This window comes from Dorea longicatena, assembly GCF_024168045.1.
GTDB lineage: Bacteria > Bacillota > Clostridia > Lachnospirales > Lachnospiraceae > Dorea_A.
In genome coordinates this window covers 200,935-227,326 of record NZ_CP100126.1, presented here as the reverse complement: position 1 = coordinate 227,326, position 26,392 = coordinate 200,935, and the positions used below count along the sequence as shown (strand labels likewise).

The 26,392-nt window shown below is 43.0% G+C and carries 22 protein-coding genes; 5 read left to right on the top strand and 17 right to left on the bottom strand.

The window, feature by feature from the left end; all coding sequences use genetic code 11:
- Position 1: 1 nt before the first annotated feature.
- The 16 genes from NKF87_RS01035 to NKF87_RS00960 form a co-directional block, all read right to left on the bottom strand.
- Complete coding sequence (locus tag NKF87_RS01035; RefSeq protein WP_055284178.1) at positions 2-970, bottom strand: ABC transporter permease; 969 nt, start codon at positions 968-970, stop codon at positions 2-4.
- 16 nt (positions 971-986) lie between these two features.
- Positions 987-2,471 (bottom strand): sugar ABC transporter ATP-binding protein, encoded by a 1,485-nt coding sequence (locus tag NKF87_RS01030; RefSeq protein WP_055284177.1) that lies wholly within the window; start codon positions 2,469-2,471, stop codon positions 987-989.
- Between the two features lie 95 nt (positions 2,472-2,566).
- Positions 2,567-3,562 carry a sugar ABC transporter substrate-binding protein gene (locus NKF87_RS01025; RefSeq protein WP_055284176.1) on the bottom strand — a complete coding sequence of 332 codons (996 nt, stop codon included), beginning with the start codon at positions 3,560-3,562 and terminating at the stop codon, positions 2,567-2,569.
- Positions 3,563-3,655: 93 nt separating this feature from the next.
- Positions 3,656-5,125, bottom strand: a complete 1,470-nt coding sequence (locus NKF87_RS01020) for an ATP-binding cassette domain-containing protein (RefSeq protein WP_055284175.1) — start codon at positions 5,123-5,125, stop codon at positions 3,656-3,658.
- Positions 5,125-6,171 carry a sensor histidine kinase gene (locus tag NKF87_RS01015; protein WP_055284174.1) on the bottom strand — a complete coding sequence of 349 codons (1,047 nt, stop codon included), beginning with the start codon at positions 6,169-6,171 and terminating at the stop codon, positions 5,125-5,127. Before NKF87_RS01015 ends, NKF87_RS01020 begins: the two co-directional genes overlap by 1 nt.
- A gap of 12 nt (positions 6,172-6,183) precedes the next feature.
- On the bottom strand, positions 6,184-7,797 hold the full coding sequence (locus NKF87_RS01010) for a response regulator transcription factor (RefSeq protein ID WP_117598598.1): 1,614 nt from the start codon (positions 7,795-7,797) through the stop codon (positions 6,184-6,186).
- Between the two features lie 273 nt (positions 7,798-8,070).
- Positions 8,071-9,051: a 6-phosphofructokinase gene (gene pfkA, locus NKF87_RS01005; RefSeq protein ID WP_055284172.1), complete on the bottom strand. Its 981-nt coding sequence runs from the start codon at positions 9,049-9,051 to the stop codon at positions 8,071-8,073.
- Positions 9,052-9,131: 80 nt separating this feature from the next.
- On the bottom strand, positions 9,132-12,608 hold the full coding sequence (locus tag NKF87_RS01000) for a DNA polymerase III subunit alpha (RefSeq protein ID WP_117598597.1): 3,477 nt from the start codon (positions 12,606-12,608) through the stop codon (positions 9,132-9,134).
- A 79-nt stretch (positions 12,609-12,687) separates the two neighbouring features.
- Positions 12,688-12,936, bottom strand: a complete 249-nt coding sequence (locus NKF87_RS00995; protein ID WP_055284170.1) for a hypothetical protein — start codon at positions 12,934-12,936, stop codon at positions 12,688-12,690.
- Positions 12,937-12,995: 59 nt separating this feature from the next.
- Positions 12,996-13,835: a S1 RNA-binding domain-containing protein gene (locus NKF87_RS00990; protein ID WP_055284212.1), complete on the bottom strand. Its 840-nt coding sequence runs from the start codon at positions 13,833-13,835 to the stop codon at positions 12,996-12,998.
- Positions 13,836-13,882: 47 nt separating this feature from the next.
- Positions 13,883-14,602: an acyl-[acyl-carrier-protein] thioesterase gene (locus NKF87_RS00985; RefSeq protein ID WP_055284169.1), complete on the bottom strand. Its 720-nt coding sequence runs from the start codon at positions 14,600-14,602 to the stop codon at positions 13,883-13,885.
- A 2-nt stretch (positions 14,603-14,604) separates the two neighbouring features.
- Positions 14,605-15,276, bottom strand: a complete 672-nt coding sequence (gene spoIIR, locus NKF87_RS00980; protein ID WP_028086527.1) for a stage II sporulation protein R — start codon at positions 15,274-15,276, stop codon at positions 14,605-14,607.
- A 131-nt stretch (positions 15,277-15,407) separates the two neighbouring features.
- Positions 15,408-16,085 (bottom strand): GntR family transcriptional regulator, encoded by a 678-nt coding sequence (locus NKF87_RS00975; RefSeq protein ID WP_117598596.1) that lies wholly within the window; start codon positions 16,083-16,085, stop codon positions 15,408-15,410.
- Between the two features lie 2 nt (positions 16,086-16,087).
- The gene (gene ispE, locus NKF87_RS00970; RefSeq protein WP_055284166.1) at positions 16,088-16,963 is read right to left on the bottom strand and encodes a 4-(cytidine 5'-diphospho)-2-C-methyl-D-erythritol kinase; all 876 of its coding nucleotides are present in this window, start codon (positions 16,961-16,963) and stop codon (positions 16,088-16,090) included.
- Between the two features lie 35 nt (positions 16,964-16,998).
- The gene (locus NKF87_RS00965; protein WP_117598595.1) at positions 16,999-18,555 is read right to left on the bottom strand and encodes a DUF3794 and LysM peptidoglycan-binding domain-containing protein; all 1,557 of its coding nucleotides are present in this window, start codon (positions 18,553-18,555) and stop codon (positions 16,999-17,001) included.
- 27 nt (positions 18,556-18,582) lie between these two features.
- On the bottom strand, positions 18,583-19,002 hold the full coding sequence (locus tag NKF87_RS00960; protein ID WP_242998924.1) for a protease complex subunit PrcB family protein: 420 nt from the start codon (positions 19,000-19,002) through the stop codon (positions 18,583-18,585).
- Positions 19,003-19,104: 102 nt separating this feature from the next.
- Between NKF87_RS00960 and NKF87_RS00955 the strand changes: the two genes are divergently transcribed.
- From NKF87_RS00955 to NKF87_RS00935, 5 genes are all read left to right on the top strand, one after another.
- Positions 19,105-19,839, top strand: a complete 735-nt coding sequence (locus NKF87_RS00955) for a lysophospholipid acyltransferase family protein (RefSeq protein WP_028086532.1) — start codon at positions 19,105-19,107, stop codon at positions 19,837-19,839.
- Between the two features lie 102 nt (positions 19,840-19,941).
- Entirely contained in the window at positions 19,942-21,396 is a 1,455-nt protein-coding gene (locus NKF87_RS00950) for a nicotinate phosphoribosyltransferase (RefSeq protein ID WP_117598593.1), read from the top strand.
- 17 nt (positions 21,397-21,413) lie between these two features.
- Positions 21,414-22,478: a D-alanine--D-alanine ligase family protein gene (locus NKF87_RS00945; protein ID WP_117598592.1), complete on the top strand. Its 1,065-nt coding sequence runs from the start codon at positions 21,414-21,416 to the stop codon at positions 22,476-22,478.
- 15 nt (positions 22,479-22,493) lie between these two features.
- Positions 22,494-23,864, top strand: a complete 1,371-nt coding sequence (locus NKF87_RS00940; RefSeq protein ID WP_117598591.1) for a UDP-N-acetylmuramoyl-tripeptide--D-alanyl-D-alanine ligase — start codon at positions 22,494-22,496, stop codon at positions 23,862-23,864.
- Between the two features lie 48 nt (positions 23,865-23,912).
- Positions 23,913-24,731 (top strand): Cof-type HAD-IIB family hydrolase, encoded by an 819-nt coding sequence (locus tag NKF87_RS00935; protein ID WP_028087725.1) that lies wholly within the window; start codon positions 23,913-23,915, stop codon positions 24,729-24,731.
- Between the two features lie 598 nt (positions 24,732-25,329).
- On the opposite strand, the gene NKF87_RS00930 is transcribed toward NKF87_RS00935, so the two are convergent.
- On the bottom strand, positions 25,330-26,268 hold the full coding sequence (locus NKF87_RS00930; protein ID WP_242998923.1) for a radical SAM protein: 939 nt from the start codon (positions 26,266-26,268) through the stop codon (positions 25,330-25,332).
- Positions 26,269-26,392: the final 124 nt, after the last annotated feature.

Genomic DNA, 26,392 nt, shown 5'->3' with positions numbered 1-26,392 from the left:
TCTATGCTGCTTTCTTAACCTTCTTTCCTCCTGCAATCTGTTTCTGGATTCCATCCAGACATACAGCTCCAAGGAAGATGCATCCTCTGATGACCAACTGATAATATTCGCTGATATTCATGATTGTCATACCATTGGTCAGAACTCCGATGATCAGTACGCCACATACAGCTGTAGAGATTTTTCCTTCTCCGCCTGTCAGACTGACACCACCGATGACTGCTGCTGTCAGACAGTCCATCTCCATATTCTTTCCTGCTGTCGGCTGTCCGGAACTGATACGTGCCAGCATGATGATTCCGGCAAGTCCTGATAAGAATCCACCGATTGCATATGTAGCAACTTTTAATTTATTCGTATTGATACCGGATAATCTTGCTGCTTCTTCGTTACTTCCGATTGCGTAGAAGTGTCTTCCGATATATGTACGGTTCAGTACCAGTGCCGCGATAATAATCACAATAATGAATACGATTACCGGGATTGGGATTGGTCCGATATAACCCTGTCCGATCATCTTTGCATTCAGCGGCAGATTAGATACCGGCATTCCTCCGCATACGAGGTATGCAATTCCCTGTAAGATGATCTGAAGTGCCAGTGTTCCGATCATCGGGAAGATTCCTGTCTTTACAATGATCGCTCCTGTAACCAGTCCAACCAGTGTTCCACCGGCAAGTCCGCATAAGTAAGCCGGTAACAGTCCCCATCCGAACTTGGTCAATAATACTGCAACCAGTACCGATTCAACGGAAATAACGGAACCAAGCGACAGGTCGATACCACCTGCAACCATTACAAATAACAGTCCGATCGTTGCAATTCCCATGATCGAAGATTGTCTGATAACCGTAAACATATTCGACATCGTCAAGAATGACTCTGGCCGCAAACATCCAAATAAAATAATCAGTACTATTAATATTACCAAAACAAAGTATTGTTTTATAAAGCTTTTCAACTTATCCATATCTCTTCCTCCCATCTTAGTCCGTTATATTCGACGCATACTTCATAATCTGATTCTGCGAGAATTCTTCTCTGTCAAGTTCGCCTACAATTCGTCCTTCTGCCATGACCAGCATTCTGTCTGACATTCCCATGATCTCTTCCATCTCTGATGAGATCATGATGATTGCAAGCCCTTCGTCCGTCAGACGGTTGATCAGTTCGTAAATCTCCTGTTTTGCCCCTACGTCGATACCTCTTGTTGGCTCATCCAGTATCAGGATCTTCGACTCGCTTGCCAACCATTTCGCAACTGCAACTTTCTGTTGGTTACCTCCTGACAGATTTCCTACCAGTTGATTGATGGAAGGAGTTTTTATCCGAAGTGCATCTTTGTATTTGTCTACACACTTATTTTCCTCTTTAAAATTAATGAATGTCATCTTTGACAGTTCTCTTAAGATTGGCAATGTAATGTTCCACCGGATCGACATCTTCAGAAGTACTCCTTGATTCTTACGGTCTTCCGAAACATATGCAATTCCATGCTGGATCGCATCTTTCGGAGAATGTATGGTAACTTCTTTTCCGTCTACGCAGACCGTACCGGAATATTTTTTATCTGCTCCGATGATCAATCTTGCGATTTCTGTTCTGCCAGCACCGACCAATCCTGCCAGTCCGACGATCTCACCCTCACGGACGGAGAATGTTGTCTCTTCATTGGATGATCCGCACAGATTCTTTACTTCCAGCAATGTTTTTCCTAATTTTGGATGTCTTTCCGGATAGGTCTCTGTCAGTTTACGGCCAACCATATCATATATTAACTGATTCTTATTCGTATCTTCTTTGTTAACTGTTTTGATTACTTCGCCGTCACGCATTACCGTAATGCGGTCAGCCAGTTCAAATATCTCGTCCATACGGTGAGAGATATAAATAATCGAAACGCCCCTTTTTTTCAGATTCCTTACGAGTTTAAATAAAATCTCAACTTCATTATCCGTAAGCGGTGCCGTCGGCTCATCCATGATCAGAAGCTTTACATTTTTTGCCAGTGCCTTTGCGATCTCTACCAGCTGCATATACGCTACAGTCAAATCTTTGATTCTTACATTTGGATCAATATTCGTATTTAATTCTTTTAATATCTTTTTTGTACGCTCTGCCAGTTCCTTTCGGTCAATGAATATGCTCTGGTTGACTTTCGTACCCATATATATATTTTCCTGTACAGTCAGTTCCGGTGCCAGATTGAATTCCTGGTAGATTGCTTCGATTCCGATCTGGCTCGATAAGATCGGATTCAGTTCTGTATATTCTTTTCCCTCATAAATAACTTTACCTTCATCTGGTGTGATTGCCCCCGTAATCGTTTTAATCATCGTCGATTTACCTGCACCGTTTTCTCCTACCAGTGCATGTACCTCGCCCTTCGCAACTTCAAAAGAAACGTGATTTAAAGCAACTACGCCCGGATATCGTTTTGTAACATCTTTTATTTCCAAAATGTTTTCCATATAGCTTCACCGTCCTTATGCTCTTTCTGGAAAAATTAATGGTATGAGTACGACGCCTCATACCATTAATCTTCCATACGTTCTTTCTTCGTCTGCTACTCTTCGATGCTCTTCTTATATTCTGCTACGTTATCTGCAGTAATTCCTTCTAATGGGAATAATTTTTCTCTTTCTTCTAATTTTCCGTTCTTAGCAAGTTCAACTGCCATATCGATGAAATAGTTAGCATTTTTCAGCATGTTTGTACTTACAGTTGCTTTGAAAGCTCCGCCTTCTTCGATTGCTGCAAGTGCATCATCTACTGCATCTCCGCCGAACATACCTAATTTATCATTTTTAATTCCTGCTGATTTAAATGATTCGTATACACCTAATACACCAGCATCGTTGATTCCTACAACAACATTTAAGTCTTTGTTAGACTGTACCCATGCATCTCCGACATCTACACCTTCCGGAGTGTATCCTGCTTTTGCAGTTACTTCTACATTTGCATTTGGAGCAAGTTCTTTTAATGCGTCAAGGATACCTTCTTCTCTTGTTACCAGGAATGGATAATCCGGGTAGTTGCAGACACCAACTTTAACTTTTTCGTTCTCTTCAAAGTTATCGTTGATCCATTCTGCTGCATTTTTACCGATTGCATATCCATATTCATGGTTGTCGATTCCGATGAATCCTGATGTTCCGTCGATATCTGAGTCATAGGAAATAAAACGTACACCTGCATCTTCTGCACTTGTTGCAGCATCTTTTAATGCATCTGCGTCTGTTACATGACAAATAATAACGTCACATCCTGACTGTACAAAGTTCTCGATTCCTGTGATCTTATCGCTGATCTCCGGACACTCTTTTGCTGTGAAAGTTACGCCTTCTTCTTTCGCATATTTTTCAATGTTCTTGATCAGATGTGCAAAGAATGCGTCCGACATATCACTTACAACAAATCCGACTTTTACCTCTCCGTCACTCTTCTTACCTGAATCGGAAGATTCTTTCTTCTCATCTCCCATGCTGCAGGCTGCCATTGACAGAACCATCGTCAATGCAAGTGCTGCTGCCACTAATTTTTTCACGATCTTTTTCATTTCTTCTCCTCCTTCGTTTAAGTGATTGATTATGTCTCTATTATATTGTCCCGCCCATCCTCAAACAATGTGGGGGATTTTGGAAAAAGTGGTCTAATTTTGGAACATATCCGGAAAATATGATTTTTCGACAGATTCTTTTATCTTATTTCCGTCAATTTCTATGATCCGATCACAGATTGGTGTCAGATCCGCTACATTTGCACTACTTATAATCACACCCGTCCCTTTATGTGCAAATTCCAGAAAAATGCGGTACAAAAACTCCCTGCTCTCCACATCCAGCCGCAGAAATGGCTGAAAACAGCAAATCGCTTTCGGATTCACCCACAACCATCTGTGGAAAATCAGCCTCATGGCCTCTCCTTTGGTCAGACCGATTGCCTTATCCTGGATGTTCCTCTTCTTCAAATCCAAAAATTCATATTCTTTTTGTCTGATATACTCTGTAACTCTGCTGTTTACAAACATTCGTTTTCTCGCATTTTTCTTATATATTGGCAATTCTATATTCTCCAGAATCGTCAGTTCTTCAAATATATGATCCTGATATTTACTTCCGTCTATGATTCCAAGCCCGCTCCGGACAGCTCCATATTCCTGCTCTGCTTGATATTCTTTTCCGCCAATCCTGATAGAACCGTTATAAAATCTTCTTCCCAACAATGTCCTTCTGAGTTCCCGGCTAAATTTGTTCTGTACGTCATAGATTCCAAGTATTTCACCGCTTCTGCAGCCAAAGGTTGTACTACTGATATAAAAGTTACTCAAGTCTCTGACCTCAAATGCATAGGTGTTCTTAAGACTATGTTTCAGATCTTTTTCTGCTGTATTCGCACTTCCGGTCATGCAATTCAGTATTTTCTCTTTCTCGTATTCCCCTTTATAAAATGTGGTGACATTTTTCCCCTGCCGGATCACATAAGTCTTGTCTGCGATCTCGGTAATCTTGTCCGGATAACTGTTAATCCATAAGATCGAGGTCCCCTCTTCTTTGATCTGATTCAATATCCTGATAATCTTATCCATCCTCTGCCAAAGATAATCATCCATCAGGTCATTGATCACAATCAGCTTTGCCCGCTTGACATATGCCCGCAGTACTCTCAGGATACGCTGTTCGAATGCATTCAGTTCTCCCACTTTTTTCCCTGGCGCAATGTCGATACCGAATTTGGCAAAGACAAACTGCGCCTGTGTCTCCATCTTTTTTCGTGACACGCTCCGTTTGAAATAATTCATCTTCTCAACGATATACAAATTCTCCGCAACAGACAATTCCGCAACCATCGGTTCATCATTATTGATAAAAAAGATACCACCCGCATGTTCCACGATTCTTTGACTCATCTGTGTATAACTCCTGCGATTGAACACGATCTCCCCGCTGTCAATCTTCTCCTGCCCGAACAGAATGGAAAATACATCTTCCTTCCCGCTGTCTTCCATCCCGATCAGATTAACAATTTCTCCGTTCTGGATATTCATATAGAATTGATTCAGTACCGTCTTCTTCTGTATGCATTTGCATATCTGTTTTAATATTAAAATATTCTTCTTCATTAACTCTTCATGTAATCCTCTTTTGTGAATAACAGTGGCAGCATCAGGTGCATCTCCGTCCCGTAATTCAACGTACTGGTTGCGATCATATACGCTTCCTTTCCCCAGTACAGTTTCAATCTTCGTTTGATATTCTGTAAAGCCACTCCGTTATGACTGCCCGCCGCATTTTCATCTGTTTTTCCAGCATCTACATCCCGATTCAGCTTATCCAAATCTTCCTGTGTCATCCCAAGGCCATCATCAGCGATCGTCAGCATCAGCTTATCATCCGCCGAAGATATATGGATCTTGATCACGCCTCCTCCAATCTTCATCTCCAGACCATGATAAATGCTGTTCTCCACGATCGGCTGTAAAATCAGTTTTGGTATATAACAGTTCTGAACATCCTTTTCCGCTATCCCGTGATAGACGATTTCAAAAGAAATACGGTCACCGAATCGGTGCTGCTGGATTTTGAAGTAGTTACAGATATTCTTCAGTTCATCTTTCAGGTATACAAATGTTTCTTTCCGGCTGATGTTATATCTAAAGTAATTCGCCAGCGCCTCCGTCATCTCTGCCACTTTTTTATCCCCGTTGATCAGGGCCTCTCCCCTTATAACTTCCAGTGTATTATAAAGGAAATGTGGATTGATCTGATCCTGAAGATTATTGATCTCTGCCACCTTCATCAGTATCTCTGCATTTTTCTGTCGGATCGTTATATTTTCCAGAGAAGATATGATTTCCTGAATTTCTTTGATTAGGTCTCTCTGGGCAATATTGGCATCCGCAAGCGTCTCTGTCTTCCTGTCCTTCCGTTCATGAACTATCTTTTCCAGTTCACACCACGGGCGGTACATATCCCGGTATACTTCTGCAAAATAGACCACAAATAGAATACAGTCAAACACTAGAAGCCCGACTTTCACCTTCATACTCAGTCTTCCGGCAAAACATACCGCTCCCATCGTCAGAATAATCACTCCGGCAACCAGGATTCCTGTCCATATCAGTCTGACGATTGTTTTCTTTGAATAGCTTACTTCCTTTTTCCGCATATTACATCTCCATTAAGAATACAATTTTCTGTATTCGGATGGTTTTAATCCTATATTTCTTGTAAACAGTTTGCTGAAATGTCTGGTATCATGATAGCCGACAGCATCTGCGATCTCCGCAATGCTTTTTCCGGTATCTGCCAATAATTCCTTTGCTTTTTCAAGTCTGCAGAACATCACATATTCCGTATAAGTCATCCCGGTTTCTTTTTTAAACAGTGCACTCAGATATGAAGCATTCAGACTTACTATATCTGCCAGATCATTCAGGCTGATCTCCTGATGATAATTTTCTTCTAGATATGTTTTGACTTCTCTTACCGGTCTGATGTCTTTGTCTTTCTTTTCTTCTTGCACATACTGGATCACTTTTGTCACATATGCTTTCGTCGCTTCGGTCAGCTTTAATTCTGTCCGTTCATTGTCGATCCGTTCGTTCCACTGTTCGAAGTATTCTTCCATCTTTTCTTTCTGTGCTTTATCCAACGTCTTATTCAACAGATCCACATAGTAGATCAGGGTATCATACAGCATAACCGGTGAATAGTTGGTAATCTCATAGCGGATCATCCTTACCGCCTCATCTATACATGCAGCCGCATCTTCCGCCGATCCGCTTTCTATTTTTGCAAGATAATTCTGTCTTTTCACCGGTGTAATAATTGTTCCGACCGGTCTTCTCTGATAATCAAATTCATCATAATAAAGAATCTTGCTCTCCGGGTTTTTGATCCTGTATTTTACTGCATCCATGGATTCGACAATGCATTTTCTTGTCTCTTTGAATTGTCCGGTTGCTTCACTCACTCCGATCACAACCGAAAATCCTTCAAAATTCTTGACGTAATCATCCAGATCTGTCCACAGCTCTTCAATCTTTCTTTTTATTTCCTCTTCATCCTCGTTTTTATAATTAAAAAGTACCACAATGCCTGAATGTGTATATGTACTGATCGATTCAGAGAAATCTTTTCCAAATTTCTCCACATACTGTTCGATTTTATCCTGCAGATATTCCGCACTTTTTCCAACCGCGCCACGGATATCCACTTTTACAAAAACGGCTCTGTATTCTCCATCTTTAAATTCTGTATTGTATTCCGCGTTGACTGCATTTCGGCTGATATCTGACTCCAGATTGTCTTTCTCATTTGCCGCCAAAACGGTAGTCAGGAAACGTCTCTTCATCTTGTCCCTCGCTTCCTGTACCTTCCGGCGCAGATGTCGTTCTTCTACGATCTTCTGTTGTTTCACATCCAGTTCTCTGCCTATCTCCATCATCGTTTCTCTTAGTTTCTCTTCGCTAATCGGCTTCAGCAGATAATATTTGACCCCGTATTTCATTGCATTCTGTGCATATTCGAACTGTTTATACCCGCTGATCATTACAAATACTGCCTGTATTCCTGCCTCTGCCGTCTTCTGGATCAGCTGAATTCCATCATACCCGGGCATCCGGATATCGCTGATGACTACATCCGGCTTTTCTTTCTGAATAATATCAAATGCATCCGTTCCCGTATTGGCCATCCCTATGATCTGAAATCCCATATCCTCCCAGTCCAGGATATTTGCAATCAAATTACATATCATCTGTTCATCGTCTGTTATCAGTACTTTTAACACTTTAACCACCTCATACCTAACTAATGACCTCAGTATATCATATCTTTTTTTATTTTTGGTTTAATTTTCGAACTTTCGACATTCTATGTCCATTATTTTCTTACAATTTATACAATATCCGTCCTGTCTTTTGTAATCATACTTTATAAAATCCTTTTCTTCCGCTTCTGAAATAATCCTCAGAAACAAAAAAGTTACCCATCCGGACACATAGCTTTACGCCATTGTATCCGGACAGATAACTTTTTTATAATTTTCTATTTTATTTTCTGATTACAGAGCCAGCTCTTTTGCAATCTCATACTGGTAAGCAGGAATTCCTTTTGTCATTCCAAGTGCTTCATCAATATCGAAGTCTACATACTCGCCATGTTTGTAACCTACAACACGGTTTGTCTTTCCTTCAAGCAGAAGATCTACGGCTTTTGCTCCCATGATAGAAGCGTATACTCTGTCTTTACATGTCGGGCTTCCACCACGCTGCATGTGTCCGAGAATCGTTGCTCTTGTCTCCATACCGGTTGCTTCTTCAATTCTCTTAGCCATGTTCATAGAATCTCCAACACCCTCTGCATTGATGATGATGTAGTTCTTCTTTCCACGTTTTCTTGATTCCTGAATATCTTCAATGATCTTCTCTTCGTCATAATCATGCTCTTCAGGCATCAGGATCTTCTCTGCTCCGTTTGCAATACCGCACCACAGTGCAAGGTATCCTGCATCTCTACCCATAACCTCGATGATAGAGCATCTCTCATGAGAAGTTGATGTATCACGTACTTTGTCAATAGCCTGCATAGCTGTATTAACGGCTGTATCGAATCCGATTGTATATTCCGTACAGGCAATATCCAGATCGATCGTTCCCGGAAGTCCGATTGTGTTGATTCCGAAGTTAGCAAGTTTCTGAGCTCCGGCAAATGATCCGTCACCACCGATGACTACCAGACCATCAATACCATATTTTTTACAGATAGCTGCTGCTTTCTGCTGACCTTCCTCTGTACGCATCTCTGCACAACGGGCTGTCTGAAGAATTGTACCTCCACGCTCAATTGTATCGGATACGTCTCTGGCTGACAGATCGATAATTTCCTCGTTTAAAAGTCCCTGATATCCTCTTCTGATACCTCTTACTTTCAGTCCTTTACTCAGTGCTGTACGAACAACGGCACGGATTGCTGCGTTCATTCCAGGAGCATCTCCACCACTTGTCAATACACCTATTGTACGAATTACTTTTTTGTCTGCCATGATTCATTCCTCCATTGTATTAGTTTGTTCCAATTATCTTTTAACCATTATCATTTCTCTCCGATGATATTGTACATGAATTAATGCACGCTTTCAATGGGTTTTTCTATAACTTTTACACAACTTTCACCAAGATAATTCGTCAATCTGCTCAACAACACCTCATCTGCTGTCACATTCCAGCCTTTTGGCAGGCGTTTTACTGCTTTTTCTTTTTTGCAATAAATGATAACTTCATCCATTCCTTCAGAGACTTTCAAAATATCCTGCAGCATTCCTTCCTGCCGAAGATATGTCTCTTTATCCGGATACTGCAGCCATAATTCTTTTCTCGTCTGAGCAAATGGAATCACCTGTTCGCAGATCAGTTTGCTCGCTGCATCATCTTCCTCTGATACACGGCCCTTGATGAATACCTTGGCTTCCTCATTCAGATATATCTGATTCTTTTCAAAATCTCTCGGGAAGATCACGACTTCTACCGATCCAACCAGATCTTCCAGTGTGATAAATGCCATCACTTTATTTGTCTTAGTATACTTGATCGTCTTATTCGTAATCATACCTCCGACAATCTCTTTTGCGCCGTCATGCACCTTCGTTCTTCCGGTTTCATCATCCAGTTGGAAATCCAACGTCGTCCTGGATATATTTTTTCTCCATTTTTCTTCATAGTCTTCCAGTGGGTGTCCGCTCAGATATACTCCGAGCACTTCTTTTTCAAATGCAAGCTTTGTCTCTTTTTCATACTCGCCAACATCCGGAAGTGGTATATCAAATTCTGATTTCTGATCATCACTTACGATATCGAACAGTGAAAGCTGTCCCGTCATAGAGTATTTCCGCTCCCGGTTCACCTGATCCAGAATCTGCACATAGACCACCATGAACTGCTTTCTTGTACCACCCAGACTGTCAAATGCTCCGGACTTGATAAAGCTTTCTATCGTACGCTTATTGACCTCTTTTCCGGACAGCCGCTCGATAAAGTCTTTCAGGTTGCTGAATGGCCCTCCGTTTTTTCTTTCTTTGATGATCGATTCTATCACCGGCTTTCCGATACTCTTGATCGCCGCCAGGCCATAACGGATGTTACCGCTGTCAACGGAGAAGCTTCCCTCTCCTTTATTGATATCCGGCGGAAGGATCTTAATTCCCATCTGCCGGCAGCTGTAAATATACTCTGACACTTTCCCCGGATTATCGATCACGGAAGTCATAAGTGCTGCCATAAATTCTACCGGATAATAATATTTTAACCAGGCTGTCTGATAAGATACCACCGCATATGCCGCAGCATGCGACTTGTTAAATGCATATTTGGCAAAATCAATCATTTCATCATAGATCTTATTTGCCGTCTTCTCGTCGATTCCATTGGCAATACAGCCTGGTACGCCCTCATCCGGATTCCCATACACAAAGTTCTGACGTTCTTTCTGCATGACGTCGCCCTTCTTCTTGGACATTGCTCTTCGCAGGAGGTCACTTCGTCCGAGTGTATAACCTGCCAGATCACGCACGATCTGCATAACCTGCTCCTGATATACGATACAGCCATAAGTCGGCGCAAGGATCGGCTCCAGCTGCGGGCAGTCATAGGTAATGCTTTCCGGGTTATTCTTGCCTTTGATATACTGCGGGATGAAGTCCATCGGACCCGGACGATATAACGAAATACCGGCGATAATATCTTCCAGATTCTGTGGCTTCAGTTCCTTCATGAAGTTCTTCATACCGGCGCTTTCAAGCTGGAATACTCCGTCCGTCTTTCCTGTTCCGATGGATGCAAGGACTGCTTTATCATCATAATCTATCTTATTGATATCAATCGTCTTTCCACTGCTGATACCTGCCAGACGTTCTGCATCCTGGATAACTGTTAATGTACGGAGTCCCAGGAAATCCATCTTCAAAAGTCCCAGTTCTTCCAGGGTTGTCATGGTAAACTGTGTCGTCACAGAGCCATCGGATCCAAGTGAAAGAGGCACAAACTCCTCTATTGCCCTCTGACCGATCACGACACCTGCCGCATGCATGGATGTATGTCTCGGAAGACCTTCCAGTCTTCTCGACATATCGATCAGTTCCTTTACCTGTTCATCTTCCTGATACAGTTTCTTGAATTCCGGATTCATCTTCAGAGCTTTATCTAACGTAATATTCAGCTCTGTCGGCACCATCTTCGCAATGCTGTCTACAAATGCATATGGAAGATCCATCACACGTCCCACATCACGGATGACTCCGCGGGCCGCCATCGTACCAAAAGTTACGATCTGTACCACCCGGTCTGCACCGTACTTTCTTCCTACATAGTCGATAACTTCCTGCCGCCTTTCGAAACAGAAGTCCACGTCAATATCAGGCATGGATACTCGTTCCGGGTTCAGGAACCGCTCGAACAGCAGCTGATACTTGATCGGATCAATACTTGTGATTCCCAGACAATACGATACGATACTTCCTGCCGCCGAACCTCGTCCCGGTCCGACCTTGATTCCCTGTGTTCTTGCATAATTGATAAAATCCCACACGATCAGAAAATAATCCACATATCCCATAGATTGAATGACCGACAACTCATACTCCAGACGTTCTTTCAGCGAATGATCCCCGTCCGGATAACGTTCTTTCAGGCCATCAAAGCAAAGCTTATTCAGATATTCCCAGGAAGTATATCCCTCCGGCACATCATATTTCGGCAATTTTGTAACACCGAATTCAATCTCCACATTACAACGGTCCGCAATCTTCTGTGTATTCTCCAGTGCCTGCAGCGCATACGGAAACAACTGCCGCATCTCTTCCTCAGACTTAATATAATACTGTCCGCCCTCATACCGCATACGGTCTTCATCTTCCAGTTTCTTTCCAGTCTGGATACACAGCAGAATATCATGTGGCTTTACATCTTCGGCATAGGTATAATGTACATCATTCGTCGCAACAAGCTCAATCCCCGTCTCCTGAGCCATACGAAGGAGCGACTGATTCACGATCTGCTGCTCCTGCATCCCATGATCCTGCAGTTCCAGGAAAAAATTTCCTTTTCCGAAAATGTCCTGATACCGGAGTGCTGCTGCCTTCCCTTCTTCATACATCCCACGCAGGATATTCTTCTGTACCTCACCGGCCAGACATGCACTGAGCGCAATGATCCCTTCGTGAAATTCCTGCAGTACTTCAATATCTACCCTCGGTTTATAATAATAGCCTTCCGTAAATCCTCTGGATACGATCTTCATCAGATTGTGATATCCGATATCATTTTCTGCCAGAAGTACCAGATGGTAGTAACGGTCATCACCGCTTCCGACAGCTTCTTTATCGAATCGGGATCCCGGTGCAACATAGACCTCGCACCCGAGAACCGGTTTGATTCCTGCTGCTTTTGCCGCACGGTAAAAATCAATCACGCCATACATCACACCATGATCCGTAATCGCCACACTGTTCATCCCGAGTTCTTTTACCCTGGCTACACATTCTTTAATTTTATTTGAACCATCCAACAGGCTGTACTCTGTATGGACGTGAAGATGTGCAAAGCTCATAGCTTTCTCCCTTCCTGTTAAATATATTGAAAAAAGGTGCTCCCTTCAGGGAACACCCTATCAAACATTCATGTTTGCCTTAGTCTTCTTTTCCAGTTCCAAGAACCATGAATTTTACAAGTTTATCGATATCCTGTGGCTCATGAGCAACGATTTCCAATTCCGGAATTCCTCCGTTAGAGAAGATATTTGCCATAGATACATACTGAGATAATTTTGACTTTAAGTTCAGTCTGTCACCTTCACCTGTTACAAGTTCAACTTTTCCTTCACAAGAATCAACTACTTTGAAAAATCCTTCGATATCGGTAATGTTCTGTACTTTCATTTCTCATTCTCCTTTTTTATTTATCTTGTTTTTAATAGTCTTAACGCTTTTATTATACCTTATTTCTTTTTCATTTCAATATTCTTTTCTGAAATTTTTATACGACCTTCTTTAAGAAGTCTTCCGACAGCACGTTTGAACGCATTTTTACTCAATCCGAATTCCTGTTTGATCAGTTCCGGATCCGCCTTGTCATTAAACGGAAGCTTCCCGCCATATTCTTCCATGCGTTTCATGATCAGCGCTGCATCCTCATCCATCTGAAGAAATGCTTTTTCTCTGACACTTAAGTCTAATTTTCCGTCCTCTCTTACTTTCAGGACTCTGGCAGATACACGATCGCCTACTTTTAACCTGCCAAAAGCTTCTCTCTTTGGAATTAATGCACTGTAACAGTTATCCACTGCCACAAACACGCCAAAGTTATCACTCGTCTCGTAAATGATTCCTTCTACATGATCATCCTTTTTATATGGAGAATCTGTACGAAGCTTCTCATATACTTTCATCGTTGCACAAAGTCTTCCGGACTTGTCCACGTAAAGTGCAACCAGAACTTCATCACCTTTTTTCACTTTCGCAGTCTGCTCTTTGAATGGAAGAAGAAGATCTTTCTCCAGTCCCCAGTCAAGGAATGCACCGATTCTTCCTGTGTCTGCAACCTTCAGTACAGCCAGTTCATCCAGCGTGATCTTCGGTTCCTGTGTGGTTGCGATCAGACGGTCGGAGGAATCTTTGTATAAGAATACTTCTACCGGATCTCCGACTTCTACATCTTTCGGCACCTGTTTTTTCGGAAGCAGAACTTTGTCATCTTTGTTTCCCAGATATACTCCGAACTCCACTTCTTTGACGATCATCAATCTTCTTTTCTTTCCCAAATAATCTGTTAATCCCATATATTTCCTCTCTGTTTCCTTCTCTTTTTAATGTATCTGTTACCTGCTTACGCAAATCTGAATTCGATCACTGCATACGGCTTTGCATTTTCATCACATAATTCAACGACTGTTCTGTCATCTTCTGCTGCAATCCGCGGATAGATCATATCACCATATACTGCAGATTTCTTATATTCCACTCGCATCTGGTGTACTTCTTTGTCTTTCGGAAGCGACTCCAGTGCCATCTGTACATACTGGCAGTTATTAACATGCTCATTCGTGTCGATATGATATCTGCGCACCGGAAAGCTTTCCAGTTCTTCCGATTCTGTTGGAAGAGGAATCTTTCTGGATTCGTATGTCATCTCATATGGCTCTCCGGTTCCATATGGGGCAATCTCTGATTCATCCGGTCTTGCCGGACGTCCTCTCTCTATATCCATGTATACCCACAGGGAATTGGCATATGCGACATCGTTTCCATTCTCATCTGTCATGCAGAAATTACGCTCCCCGAACAATCCCTTGAAATCTGTCGCCCAGGTACTGGTCTGTATCTTCTCTCCTATCTCCGGATACCGTTCTACGACTACCTGCCACGACGACAGGATCCAGGCTCTTTTCCGCTCGCTGCAATGCATGATTCCCAGTCCGAGATCTTCCGACTGAAATGTGCTGCAGTCCTGAAAATAATTCACGATCCCCGGCAGTGTGATTCTTCTGGTATGATCCACTTCACTGAACCGGATTCTTCCCTCTGTAGTATATTGATTGTCTCTCATAGTTAGTCTGACTCCTTTGTATGCTCTTCTTCCGTATTCTTATCGGAATTCCCGAAGAAAAACCATTTTATCTTGAATTCCGAAGCAGCAGTTACCATCTCATATTCTTCTGCACTGAGTGCTTCTTTCAGTTCTTTTTTTCCGTCTTCATCAACCACCGCACAGGTCGCATTGGTAAAGCACAGGCTCGGGTACAGCACGCACCACCAGTTATGTCCTTTTCCGCTTCCGAGAGTGATCCTCAGCGCCTCATACTCTCCTTCCGGAAATATGATATCACCATACCGTTTATCCGGGAAATAGCAGCTCGTCACCTTTGCCTGTGCCCGGTATGACACGCCTTCTTTTTTTAACACTTCATCAGCAGTCTTCACCAGTTCCTTCTGATGCTTTTTCACCCAGTCTTTCGTTAACTGTGCGCTTTTACGCTCCGTTTCCGGCATCTGTGATTTCATATAGCTAAGTACCGTATCCCGGACGTGCAATTTAATCCGCTGATCCTTCACACTGTTGCTTTCTGCGATCACATGAAAGCGGAACACTTCCTCTGCCAGCGTTTTCTGCGTCTGTGCAATCTCTGCATGAACAACTTCCATACGCCGTTCCATAATCCCGGTTGTCAGCGCAAATGACAGCAGACATGCTATGATCAGGCAAATTCTTTCCCGTTTCATCTATGTATCTCCTTCCTGCCTCTTACCGTTCACGGATACTGCATGAACGGTAATTTTTACTGATACAGGAAGTCTCGACACAATGGTTCTTATCTATACACTCCTGGCATACTTTCTGAATTTTTTGTTTTCTAGCTCTGCTTTGTACGAATCACATCGATCACGGTCGTCACCTGATTATCGATATGTTTACACATAACATCTGTTGCAGCTTTCTTCTCACCTTTGCTGATATACTCGATAATTGCCGCATGTTCTGCAATGAGCTGTGGATGTGCTTCTTCACGCTTCAGATATTCCACACGATAACGGTACATCTGTTCACGCAGGTTATTCAGAAGCAGAATCAGTTTCTGATTATCCGTTGCCATGTAAATGATATCATGGAAACGTACATCTGCTTCGGCAATCTCTGTGATATCCTTGTTTTTTAATATCATCCTGAACTCTTCGGCCGCTTTCTTCATCTCTTCGATCTCTTCAGCCGTAATCTTCTCACATGCAAGCTGAACCGCCAGTTCTTCCAAAGCCTTTCTGACTTCCAGAACATCCCGCATATTCTTCTCTGTGATCTCTGCAACTTCTGCGCCCTTTCTCGGGATCATCAGCACAAGTCCTTCCAGCTCCAGCTTACGGATGGCTTCACGAATCGGAGTACGGCTGACACCCAGTTTATTGGCAAGCTGGATCTCCATCAGTCTTTCTCCCGGTTTTAACTCGCCTCGAAGAATCGCCTGTCTCAAAGTATTGAACACGACATCTCTAAGTGGCAGATACTCATTCATGTTTACTTTAAAATTCGGTTCCATGCCTATTTCCTCCTTGCATTATGTATGCCGGTCACATACACCTGCTTTGCTAATTGCTTTTCTCTTATCTTTGCTGCTGCTTTTCTTGCTTTCTCTTTCGTCTCATAAAGGCCGAATACCGTTGGACCACTTCCGCTCATCATCGCATTCAGTGCCCCCTGCTCCTTCATGACATTTTTAATCTGTTCAATAACCGGATATTCTTCGATTGTTACTTTCTCCAGTACATTTCCCATCCGGGATGCTACCTTTGTAATATCCTGGTCATACAGCCCATCGATGATTCCGTCAATATCCGGATGATTCTCAATCTCATGGGAATCCAGCTTCTCATAGACCAGTTTTGTCGACACACTGATCGGCGGTTTTGCGATCAGCACATGGCATTTCGGACATGCCGGAAGTGGTGTGAGGATCTCTCCTATCCCTTCTGCAAGAACGGTTCCGCGCATAACACAATAAGGAACATCTGCTCCCAGTGTCACGCCTCTTTCCATCAGTTCTTTCTGTGAAAGTCCAAGCGAAAACATACGGTTGATCCCGAACAGTACGGCTGCCGCGTTCGAACTTCCGCCTGCCATTCCTGCCGCTACCGGTATATGTTTATCTAATGTGATCTTCACGCCTTCCTTTACATGAAACTCCTTCATCAGAAGGTCTGCTGCCTGATACGCCAGGTTATTCTCATTCACGGGCAGATAAAAAAGATTCGTCAACAATTCTATACCCGGTTTTTTCGTCTTTTCCATCCGGATCTGGTCATACAGGTATACCGTCTGCATCACCATCCGCACATCGTGATAACCGTTCTCTCTCCGTCCCAGAACATCCAGACCCAGATTAATCTTTCCAAGTGCTTTCAATTCCATTTTATCCATCTTATTTATCTCCTTACATTTTGTATACAATGTTCTTACAGTATACCCAAATTTTGCTTAAAAATCAATATTTTATCGCCTTTATTTATACCTTCTTTTTCCATATAATTAACTTCTTTTATATTTTCCACCGTTGTGTTATATTTTTTTGCAAGATTCCATAATGTATCCCCCTGTTGTACGAAATATCCGACAATTCCGGGACGGCTTTCCAACTCTTCGGTATCCATCGGGCGGAATTCCGCAGATTCAATATTCTGTATCTGCACCGGTTCTTTCTGAAAACAGTTGAATGCCAGAACGGCTTTCACTTCTACTTCACCGCTTCCCATGAGATTTACCGAAAGCTGCTCGACCGTACAATCCATATCTTCCATATCCGGTTCGCCGCCCCCGTTTTCCAGGAGATAACTGAACGGAACCATTCCATTCCATACGCCAAACGGCGTCTGATCATCTTCCCGCACATATAAAAACTGCAAGTGCAGCACACCGTCGATATGTACACCATCCGTTTCTGCTTTTACTGTTTCCATCTGAATCTTTCCTTTACAGTGACAGATCTGCAAGATATCCTCTTTCAGTTCCGGCAGTGTTAATTCCTCACTAATCCTGCATTTGGAATGATTCTGGAGTTTTAATCGGAAGAACCTCTTTTCTTTTACCTCCGGAATACAGATATGATCCAGCATATACAGATCTTCCAGTATCTGGATCTTCTCCTCCTCGTAGACAATCAGACGGACTTGCAGCGTTGCTTCTATGCCAAGAATACGCATCTCGCCGTTCTCATCCATCCGCGGCTCTACATTGATATCCGTAAGATGTAATTCTGACTGATGATACATTCCGGGCATCACACCCATGCATTCGATCTGCCCCTCATACGGAACTGTCCGGCTTATCCAATCCGTCTTTCCTTCTGCCGTTTCGTACAGGCAGAACATGTTAAGTTCACCACTAATCAGCAGTTCATCTGTTCCTAACTGTGTATCCGCTTTTCCACCTGTCACATCCGTCCACAAAAGTGTGCCGATATGCTCCTTTGTACCGCTCAATGTGACCTCTTCTTTAATCCTGTAAGTATCTTTTCCGGTAGCAAATACTTTTAGAATCTCTTCTTCTTTCATTTTCTTAAAAACCGGAGCTTTCTCTTCTACATCGGTTGTAATCTCTTCACCGGTACACTTTTCGGTTCCGATGGAAATCTCTGCCAGTGTCTTGATGTTCAGTTTTCTTGAGTGGATCATCGTTACAGTAACCTCGGTGTCAGACGTCTGAAGCACCAGGTTTCCTTCCGGTTCCTGCTCCAGATAGATCATCTCTTCAAATGGGATCCGCCCTTCCAGGCTTGCCGGTACCGGAACCATCTCATCTGCCATATAGAGAACTTTGAACTCCAGTTTTCCCGATACTTTCAGATAGCTTTCTACCTGTTTCATCTCCTCTACCCGCAACATCCCATTACTTAATATAATCTTTCCCACATCCCGTTTTGCCTCCGGAACATTATAATCCCCGTCAATATAGAACTGGTCATTTACTGTCCTTCCATTTTGAAATATACGGATCTCTTTTTTCTGATATTCCATTGTTCCTGCCTCCTTTTACAACATCTTTTATTCATATATAATTTGCTTTTCCGTGTACGGCATCTTTATGACAATGTATGGATATGTCTTTTTCTTGTGTATTTTTTCCTTTTTCTCCGGGCCCTGAAGCGTTGTACGGATAACCACTGTATCCACTGTCTCATAACATGCATTTACTTCAATGCTGTAGCCGGTCGTCTGCTGTGTCCCGTACCCCCGCACTACATACAGGTATGTTTCTTCCTTTCCTGTATCTGCATAACTGATCCACATTTCCTTTTTTCCAGCTTCTTTTATCTCTTCTTTCAATTGTTCCGGAATCTCTTCTTTCTTTACAATCTCATATATAACATCTCCTGTTTTCTGTTCTTCTATCGTGCCAAAACTACAACCGGAAAGCAGCATTGTAACTGCGATCACGGTTAAGAACATTTTTATTCTCTTCAATACAGCCTTCTTCTATTTTCTCTCTACTATCTTACACACTATGGGTGTAAAAAATGCGGATTTTATGCTATGATAAAATAACTAGAATGAAAAGGAGTATTCATTATGAGAATTATACCAGTTGCCTTATTCGTGATCTTATTCCTGATTATCGGCATTCCGGTTCTTGGAATTGAATGGCTGATTGGGAAAATCAGCAAAAAGACAATGGATTATTCCAGTCTGCGGATCGTCCAGTGGGCATTTAAAGTGATTGTCCGCCTTGCCGGGATCGAGCTCACTGTCATCGGTGAGGAGAATGTTCCGGACGAGCCGGTTCTTTTTATCGGAAACCACAGAAGTTATTTTGATATCGTGATCACGTATGCAAGATGCAAAAACCTGACCGGTTACATTGCCAAAAAAGAGATGCTCTCTATTCCGCTTCTCCGCACCTGGATGAAGCGCCTCTACTGTCTCTTCCTTGACAGGGAGAATCCGAAAGAAGGCTTAAAGACTATCCTTCAGGCAATCGATTATGTAAAACACGGTGTATCTATCTGTATCTTTCCGGAAGGTACCAGGAACAACGGCGAAGAATTATCTTTACTTCCGTTCCACAACGGTTCCTTTAAGATTGCAGAGAAGACCGGATGTCCGATTGTACCGATGAGTCTGAATAATACCTGTGATATTTTTGAAGGTCATATACCTTTCATTAAGAAAACACACGTTATTTTGGAATATGGCAAACCAATCTATCCGAAAGAACTGGACAAAGACGAGAAAAAACGTATCGGCGAACATTGCAGTAACATCATCCGCGAGACTATTCATAAGAATCAGGCACTTGTTTAGTGCCTGTTTTTTTCTTTTACATTTATTCTCTTAAGTGCTATAATAAAACGGTATAACTAAAAAAGAAATGTACTGCAAACAGCAGTAAAAAGGAGTTTGAAAATGAGCAAACGCAATCTTACCTTGCTGACCGATCTGTACGAGCTCACCATGATGCAAGGGTATTACGAAAAAGGGCAGAATGAAAAAGTTATTTTTGATGTATTTTTTCGTCAGAACCCTTGCAACAACGGATATTCTGTATGTGCCGGTCTTGATCAGGTAATTGATTATATAAAGAATCTGCATTTTACTTATGAAGATGTAGATTATTTAAGAGGTCTTGGGATTTTTAAAGAAGACTTCCTTCATTATCTGAGCGGTTTCCACTTCAGTGGTGATATCTATGCCATCCCTGAGGGAACCGTCATATTTCCGAAGGAGCCTCTTCTGAAAGTGATTGCTCCGATTATGGAAGCGCAGCTTGTTGAGACAGCGATCCTGAATATCATTAATCATCAGTCACTGATCGCAACCAAGACTTCCCGTATTGTATTTGCCGCTAACGGCGATGGTATTATGGAATTCGGTCTGCGCCGTGCACAGGGTCCTGATGCGGGATTATATGGTGCAAGAGCAGCGATGATCGGCGGATGTGTCGGCACATCCAATGTGCTTGCCGGACAGATGTTTGATGTCCCTGTTATGGGAACCCACGCACACAGCTGGATCATGAGTTTTCCGGATGAATACACTGCATTCAGGACTTACGCAGAGATGTATCCGGACAACTGCACACTCTTAGTTGACACATACGATACGTTAAAATCCGGTGTCCCGAATGCCATCCGTGTATTCCGGGAATTCAAAGATTCCGGAAAACCACTGAACAAATACGGAATCCGCCTGGACAGCGGTGATCTTGCATACCTTTCAAAAGAAGCACGGAAGATGCTGGACGATGCAGGCTTCCCTGAAGCTACCATCTGTGCTTCCAATGATCTGGATGAATTCCTTCTTCACGATCTGAAGATGCAGGGCGCAGCCATTGATTCCTGGGGTGTCGGTACCAACCTGATCACATCCAAGGACTGCCCTTCCTTCGGAGGTGTGTACAAGCTGGCTGCCATCCAGAATGAAGAAGGCGAATTCGTTCCGAAGATAAAAATATCTGAAAATACCGAGAAGATCACCAATCCTGGTAATAAGACGATCTACCGTATCTATGAAAAAGAGAGCGGTAAGATCAAGGCAGACCTTATCTGTTTTGCCGATGAAGTCATCGATACCGAACAGGATCTGCTTCTCTTCGACCCGATAGAGACATGGAAAAAGACGAAACTTTCCGGTGGCACCTATACAGTACGCGAGATTCTTGTACCTGTCTTCAAAAACGGCGAATGCATTTACAAATCTCCGACATTAAAAGAGATTGCCTCATATTGCTGCACGGAAAAAGACACTTTATGGGATGAGACCAAGCGTCTCTTCTATCCGCACAGAGTTTATGTGGATCTTTCCAAAAAACTCTACGATGTTAAAAAATCACTGCTGGATCAGATGAATATGACAGATTAAAGGAGGACTTATTGATCATGAAAATTATAGTATTAGCAGGCGGACTCAGTCCGGAAAGAGATGTATCCTTACTTTCGGGAGCCGGAATCTGTAAAACTCTCCGGGAGATGGGACATCAGGCATTTCTTCTGGATGTGTTCTTCGGCCTTCCATACGATTCCGATAAATTAGAAGAAATATTCGACCGTCCGGACGGCGGGCTTGAGATTTCCAAGGGAATCTCAACATCTGTACCGGATCTGGGTGCACTTCGCAAATCACGCCCGGATCAGTCACCTTCCGAAATCGGACCAAATGTTATTGAACTCTGCCAGATGGCTGATATCACATTCATGGCTCTTCACGGTTCCATCGGTGAAAACGGAAAACTTCAGGCAACTTTTGATAACCTGGGAATCAAATACACTGGACCGAACTCTCTTGGATGTACATTATCCATGAACAAACTGGTCACAAAACAGATTTTCAAAACCAGTGGTGTCCCAACTCCAAGAGGAACTTCACTGACAGTAAAAACGAAAGATACCCGTCTGGATGAACTTGGATACTACCTTCCACTGGTTGTAAAGCCATGCTCAAACGGATCTAGTATTGGTGTATACATCTGTCACACAGAAGAAGACTATTATGATGCGATCCACAAATCTTTTGATATAGACAACACAGACGAGGTTGTCATCGAACCATTTATCAAAGGCCGTGAATTTGCCTGCGGTATTCTTGCCGGAAAAGCACTTCCGCTCGTTGAAATTGTTCCAAAGGACGGACTCTTTGATTATGCGAACAAATATCAGGCAGGCGGTGCTTCCGAAATCTGTCCTCCTGTATCACTGGATGCAGAGACACAAGAACTGATCCAGCGTGCCGGAGAACGTGCCTTTGAAGCACTCCGCATGGATGTATACTCCCGTGCAGACTTTATCGTATCCGATGCAGACGGTGAATTCTACTGTCTGGAAATGAATGCCCTTCCGGGAATGACCGCAGCAAGCCTTCTTCCGAAAGCTGCCAAAGCTGCCGGATATGAATACAGCGAACTTTGTGAGGCCATTATTCAGGAATCCATGAAAGCCCGCTATTAAGGAGGATGAATATCCATGAAAAATCTTTCAATTGAAAATATAACCAGAGCCTGCAAAGGGACTTTCCACGGCGATGAGAGTATTCTCAACCAGGAAGTATCCGGTGTCGTGATTGACAGCCGGAAAGTCCAGCCTGGTTACTTATTCGTTGCCATTGACGGAGAACGTGTCAACGCACACAAATTCATCCCGGACACTGTAAAAGCCGGTGCTATGTGTGTTGTCTCCCACGAAGATCTCGGTGAGACGGATTTTCCTTATATTCTGGTAGAATCCACAGGGCAGGCACTGCTTGACATTGCCAAGCTTTATCGTGATTCTTTTGATATGAAAGTTGTCGGAATTACCGGAAGTGTCGGAAAGACCAGTACCAAAGAGATGATTGCCTCTGTTCTGGCTCAGAAATATCATGTACATAAAACACTTGGAAACTTCAATAACGAATGGGGACTTCCGATCACAATCTTCGATATGCCGGAGGATACAGAGGTTGCCGTACTTGAGATGGGTGTCAATCACTTTGGTGAGATGCGCCGCCTTTCATCTGTATCCAGCCCTGACATCTGTGTGATCACCAATATCGGTATCGCACATCTGGAGTTCTTCAAGACAAGAGAGGGCATTCTTCAGGAAAAATCACAGATGATCCAGGATATGAAAAACGGCGGTTCCATCATTCTGAACGGTGATGACGATCTGCTTTGCAAGATGAGTCCTGTCAAAGGTGTCGCTCCTGTATTCTTCGGAACAGGAAGCAACTGTGCATTCCGTGCCGACAACATTGAACCTCAGGGACTCCGCGGAACTTCCTGCACGATCACATTAAAGGATGGAACTTCTTTCGACTGTCTGGTTCCTGTACCCGGCATCCATATGGTAAGCAATGCGATTGCAGGTGCTGCTGTCGGATATACACTGGGACTGACTGCCAGCGAGATCAAAGCCGGCATCGAATCCCTGCCGTCTATCCCGGGGCGTAACCATATCATAGAAACAGACCATATGATCATCTTAGACGATTGCTACAATGCCAATCCAATCTCTATGAAGGCTTCCATCGATGTCCTTAATATGGCAATCGGACGTAGGGTTGCAGTCCTTGGTAATATGGGAGAACTTGGTGATACTGCTGAAGTTCTTCATGCAGAAGTCGGTACTTACGCAGCACAACAGAATGTAGACCTTGTCTGCGGAATCGGAGACCTGACACACGCTCTGGTAGAAGAAGCATCCAGGGGCACACATACCCAGGCACTTTGGTTTGCTGATAATGAAAGCTTCATTCAGGCTATACCGGACATCATCAAAGATGGGGACAATGTTCTGGTAAAAGCCTCCCACGGAATGAATTTTCCACAGATTGTTCATGCTTTGGAAGAATTATAAAATAACAAAAAAGAACGAAACAAACGAGATATTTAAGGAGATTATTATATGGCTTATCAGATTCTCGCCCTTGATCTGGACGGAACTCTTACCAACTCCCAAAAAGAAATTACAAAGCCGACCCTGGATGCTCTGATCGAGATTCAGGAAGCCGGTAAAAAAGTTGTTCTCGCCAGCGGACGCCCGACAAAAGGTGTCGTTCCACTGGCAGAGCAGCTTCATCTGGAAGATTACGGAAGTTACATCCTTTCTTTCAACGGTGGACGTATCACCGATTGCCGGACAAAAAAAGCAATCTACAATAAAATACTTCCGGCTGACTGTGCAAAAGGTGTCTACGAAACGGTGATAAAATATGCCGGACACGGCGTAGACATCCTCACTTACACATCCGAACATATTTTATCCGGCATCCACTCCAATCAATACACAGAGCTGGAGTCCCGCATCAATCAGATGCCGATCATTGATGCCGGTGCTGACTTTTTGGATGTCATCCCTGATGATCCGAATAAATTCCTCGTAACCGGAGATCCCGATATCTTAGACCAGATACGCAAAGAACTCAGCAAACAGTTTCACTCTTATCTGTCCGTCTACTGTTCGGATCCTTTCTTTGTAGAGGTTATGCCGGCCGGAATCGACAAGGCACATTCTTTATTAAAATTACTGACAAGTATCGGTCTTACTGCTGATGAAATGATCTGCTGCGGAGATGGATACAACGATCTGACCATGATCGAAACCGCAGGACTTGGCGTAGCCATGGCAAATGCACAACCAGCCGTTCTTGATAAGGCGGATTATATTACGAAGTCTAATGATGAGGATGGGGTGCTGCATGTGATCAATGAGTTTATGCGGTAATTTAATTTATTAACTGGGAAGCGGCCTCTCAGTCCTTGAAGTAAACAATAGATAAGGCTTCTTGTTCAGGTTCCATACCATAAGAAACACTAAGAGAGTCAGAACCACCTAAAAGCAAAGGAACTACGCTCAAACTCGGCATTCGCCTCAAACACGTTCGCTTCGTTCCTTTAACGGTGATTCTGACTCTCTAACTATTTCTAATGGCATTCCACATTCACAATAATCCTTATCTATTGTTTCCTTCAAGTCGTGACTGGCAGCGGATGTTAATAAATGAAATGCCCAAAAATGTAACCCGGTGGAGGCCACTACCGTTACGCAATTGCCATCTAATTCGTAAGGCATTTGATACACACGGAATAAAACTTGGAAAGGCGTTCCAGTGAATGTGAAAGAGGCGTTGGTAATTCTTAAGGGGCAAAATTCTGCGTTGGGTTTTCAAAATTTGACTGTCTGAGGCGTATGCCGAGTTTCAAATTTTGAAAGCCTGCTTTTAGCAGAATTTTGCCCCTTTAGAATTGACCCGCCGATGGAACCTGAACAGGAACACCTTTCCAAGCTTTATTCCGGTTCGGGTATCCACAGCCTTCCTGAATTAAATCCCAATCCCCTCTAAATTAAATTCCGGTATAAAGCTTTCTTTTGCTGCTTCTCCTTCCTGGATAAAGCCATCTTCCATTCCCAGTTCCAGTGCATAATCTATAACTTTTTCATATTCCCTTTTTGTAACTTTACGGCTAAGAAGTGGATCTTCTGCAACCTGCGGCATAGGGGTGTATTGATTCATAATGCTAATCAGAATCTGGTCTTTGTATGTTTCGAGCAGATATTTTATGACCGCTTTGGAATTTTTTACATGCCCCGGCAGAACCAGATGTCTTACGATCACTCCTTTTTGTATCATTCCTGTTTCTTTATTGATCTGGATATTCCCCGTCTGACGAATCATTTCTTTTAAAGATGCTTTGGCATATTCGGGATAATCCGGAGCCTTCGAATATGCAGCTGCAAGTTCTGGTTCCATGTACTTAAAATCCGGAAGATAGACATCTACATATCCATCCAGCATCTGTATTGTCTCCGGCTTTTCATAGCCACTTGTATTATAGACAACCGGGAGATCCAGACCGGCTTTTCTTGCCATCTCTAATGCTTCTATGATTTGTGGAACATAGTGTGTCGGTGTCACAAGATTAATATTGGCAGCTCCTTCTCCCTGAAGTTCCAGGAATATCTGCGACAGCCTTTCAATCGTGATTATCTTTCCGGCTTTTGCTTCGGCTATATTATGGTTCTGACAGAAGATACAGCCCATCGAACAGCCGGAAAAGAATACCGCTCCGGAGCCTGCATCTCCTGATATACAGGGTTCTTCCCACATGTGGAGTGCTGCCCTTGCTGCCACGATCTCGGCCGTCTCATGACATCTTCCGCGCTGTCCCTCAAAACGGTCTGCATGACAGTTTCTCGGACATAATGTGCAATCCTTTAGAATATTCATGTTCTCTTTTATTCTTTCCATATCTTTATTCATATTTTCTTATTCCCCGTTATTTCCATTATCCCTATCTTCCTGCAGTACCTTTGATGTATGAATATTGTACCACGAATTCCGCAGGCAATTTCATCTTTTTCTTCCTGATTTTTTCGTTATTATT